Source organism: Glutamicibacter sp. AGC84 (assembly GCF_053543575.1).
This window is the reverse complement of sequence record NZ_JBLVOC010000020.1, coordinates 143,625-147,284: the sequence shown is the minus strand read 5'-3', so window position 1 is coordinate 147,284 and position 3,660 is coordinate 143,625. Positions and strand designations below refer to the sequence as shown.

Sequence of the window (3,660 nt, the reverse complement as noted above, 5' to 3'; positions counted from 1 at the left end):
GGCCCGGCTTTTCCGTGCCGCTACACGCTGCCGGCGCGGCGGAGATGGCAGGGCCACAGCACCATGGCCTTAAGCAAAACAAGGGCCTGGCCTCGAACTTGATCGAGAACAGGCCCTTGGATCTTGGCTCGCTACGGAACCCGCGCGGTCCATTGCGCGGTAGCGAATTTGGCCTCGGCCAATTCCTTCGCCGCCAGACGGGATTCGGCATCCAGCTGTGCCGGCTTGGCCCCGGTGCGCTTGGCGAAGGTGTCCATCATGACGTTGATGATCTCCATGCGATCCAGCTTTGTCTGCGACTTCAGCGGATCAACACGCTTGACCGCTGAGGTGATCCCCTTGTCGGAGATCTTCTCCCGGCCAATGCGCAGCACCTGGGTCATCTTCTCCGCGTCGATGTCGTAGCTCATCGTGACGTGGTGCAGCATCGCACCGTTGGCCAGGCGCTTTTGCGCTGCGCCGCCGATCTTGCCGGCAGGGGTCGCGATGTCGTTCAGCGGCTTGTAGTACGCTTCCAGGCCGATGCTTTCCAGCGCTTCCATCACCCAGGCGTCCAGGTACGGGTAGGAATCGGCAAAGCTCATGCCGTCCACCAGGGATTCAGGAGCGTAGAGCGAGTAGGTAATGCAGTTGCCAGCTTCCATGAACATCGCGCCGCCTCCGGAAATGCGGCGAACCACCTGGATGCCGTGCTTTTCGGCTTGCTCCATATCCACTTCGTTCTTCAGCGACTGGAAGGAGCCGATCACGACGGCGCCTTCGCTCCAGTCCCAGAAGCGGATGGTCGGCTTACGGGTCCCCTTGGCGATTTGCCGGGTCAGCACCTCATCCAGCGCCACTTGCTCCGTGATTGGAATGATCTCCGGGCCCAGGACTTCCCACTCGTGGTCTTCCCACTTGGTGGCGTGTCCCAGCGCGCGGCGGACGACGCGCGCGATGGCATCTTCGTCAAAACCGAACATCACTGCGCCTTCACGCAGATTGTCGGTTACCGCATTGCGTATGGTGCTGTGGCTGGCGTCGGCCGGCAAACCGCGCAGCGCATCGTTCAAGTCATCGAGCGCATCATCTGGTTCCAGGAAGAAGTCGCCATTCAATGACACTTCGGTGATCACGCCATCGGAAGTATCCAGATCTACAACGACTAATTTGCCACCGACTACCTTGTATTCACCATGATGCTTCATGGTTTCATTCTATCCCCGGCCACCCACTAGTCGAATCCACGCGCCCCCGGATTCGGTGGTTCGCAGTGGCAAAATGCAGCCCCGGATGACAATCGAATAAATATTCGAGAATACTTCCACATTCCGCGGATTTCCGGGCCAAACTGTCTGTTGCCGGCAGGATAATTAACTATGGCTATACCCGATTTCATCCATGACGACGATGATGAACATCGTCTACCGTTGCCCCCAGCTGGCACTCGCACAGAATCCCACAAGGATTCGTTATTCAGCGACCATCTCGAGCATCACCTGTTCCATGGTCAGCTGAAGCAATTGGCAGATGAGCTCTACGACGCGGGCCCGCTCAATGGCCCCGGCGACGCCCTCGAACGGCTGAAGAAGATCCAAGGCATCCAGAGCACCCTCGATGCAATGACATCTGTGCTGCTGGCCGATTCAGTAGAACAAGTCAGTGAATCATTTGCCGATATGATCGCCACCGAGGGGACCACTACCGAGGAGGAGGAACGCGAGGCTCGGAAAAGTGCTCAATACTATGGCGTTGACCGCGGCAGTGACCAGGTCATCAACTCCAACTTCATCGCAGAAGCGGCTGTCGCGCTGCGTGAGACCCCTCGAATGGTAGGCAAGCGGATGTTCTATGCCAAGGGTCTTCGCTACGCCTGCAAGGAAACTCTCACGGCTCTGGCTGCAGGAGAGATCACGCCCAAGGCAGCGCATGACATCGTGAAGCATTCGCAGGACTTGCTCCCCGAACAAATCATGCAGATGCAACGCGTGCTGTTGCCCATGGCGAAGACCGCGTCTGATGACGCGATATACCAACGCGCACGCCGGTTCCATGACCGGATGTGCCCGGAGGCCGCCGAACAAAGGCACAAGAAGTCTGAAAAGAATCGCAAGCTCACGCTATGGGATAACGAAAATGGCATGTCCACCCTCAAGTACTACAACAGTGCCGCAGTGATTCATTCCATCAAGAACTCCGTGAAGTGGCTAGCTGATCAGCATAACGATCCGCAGGATCCCCGTACCCGGGAGCAAATAGAAGCGGACGCCTTTGCAGACATCATCCTCAACGGCTGGCCGGACCGGGAAGGCACGCCCCTCAAGCCACGGGTATCCATCACGATTCCCGCGGTGGAAATGCTGGCGGATCCTACAAGGACCGTGGCTGACTTGGAAGGCTACGGCCCCATCCCACTGGGGGTCGCATTGGCGTTGGCAAAGGATGCGCCTTCGTTCCAGCGCGTGCTGACCGATCCATGGACTGGCGCCGCGATAGATGTCGAGCGCAGGCGCTACCGGCCCTCGCAGAGTCTCAAGGATCTGTTACGGCACCGCGATGAGCATTGCTGCTTCCCCGGCTGTCGCCGTCCAGCTGACCGCTCCGAGATTGACCATATAAATGGCTGGGCTCACGGAGGGCATACGACCAGGGACAATACGCATCTGCTGTGCAAGCAGCATCAAATGTTCAAGCATGCATTGGGCTGGAAAGTCGTTCCGCGTCCTGACGGATCCAAGATGTGGGTGACTCCGCACGGGCTGAGCGCACTCGTTATTCCGGAAAGCGTCAAGCGTGTGGACCAATTTGATCATGTAAATGATCATTGCCCAGAGCGCCCTAAGGTCATTCCTTTGCCGCATATTCGACTCACGGCAGAAGTACGCAGGGTACTTGGGCTCAAACCTCGCGTCGAAATTCCAGACCAGGATCCCGGTCCTGAATCGCCGCCAGATGACGGCCAGAAGGAAACAGGCTGAGGACGCTATCCCGATTGACCGGATTTTGGGTGACAGAATTTTTCAGTCACCAGCACCTCCACACCACCAATAACACCATTCACGCAACGGCGATGGAGCCAGTTGCTCTGAGCAGTGCGGCCAAGAGGACTGCTTCGACGAGTGAGCGAATCCCTATTCAGCCACCACGGGAAGCCCCGACGGCTATTGCGCCGAAAAGCTCTGGGCAAACGCTGCTGACAATATTTTTCAGTCATTGATGCATCCAGGCGACTACCAAAATGCCCGATGCGTATCGCGGCGCGAAAAACGAAACCTCTTCAACAGTTCCATGAAAATATTTTTCAGTCGTCTCCGGCCGCCCCGACAACTATTGTGCCGAAAGACGCTGGGCGAACGCTGCTGACAATAATTTTCAGTCACTGGCGCATCGAGTCGACTACCAAAATGCCCCTTGCGCATCGTGGCGCGAAAAAGGAATCCTCTTAGTCAGTTAAGTGAGAACATTTTTCAGTCATCTCCTGCCGCCCCGACGGCTATTGCGCCGGAAGACGCTGGGGCGAACGCTGCTGACAATATTTTTCAGTCACTGGCGCATCCAGGCAACTGCCAAGATGCCGCGATGCGCATCGTGGCGCGAAAAACGAAACCTCTTAGACGGTTCCGTGAAAACATTTTTCAGTCACTGATGGACAGGTGTCCCGTTAAAGCAGCAGCGGGGGGG

The 3,660-nt window shown here is 57.2% G+C and carries 3 protein-coding genes; 2 read left to right on the top strand and 1 reads right to left on the bottom strand.

All coding sequences use genetic code 11. The features are described from left to right. Positions 1-131: 131 nt before the first annotated feature. A complete protein-coding gene (locus ACNPN0_RS13015) occupies positions 132-1,187 on the bottom strand; it encodes a lipoate--protein ligase family protein (RefSeq protein ID WP_400342360.1) in 1,056 nt (351 codons plus the stop codon). A 171-nt stretch (positions 1,188-1,358) separates the two neighbouring features. Here ACNPN0_RS13015 and ACNPN0_RS13010 point away from each other — a divergent pair, with 171 nt between their 5' ends. Beyond that, entirely contained in the window at positions 1,359-2,957 is a 1,599-nt protein-coding gene (locus ACNPN0_RS13010) for a DUF222 domain-containing protein (protein WP_448938620.1), read from the top strand. Between the two features lie 433 nt (positions 2,958-3,390). Beyond that, positions 3,391-3,660, top strand: a 270-nt coding sequence (locus ACNPN0_RS13005) for a hypothetical protein (protein ID WP_448938619.1), incomplete at its 3' end; no start/stop codon positions are given.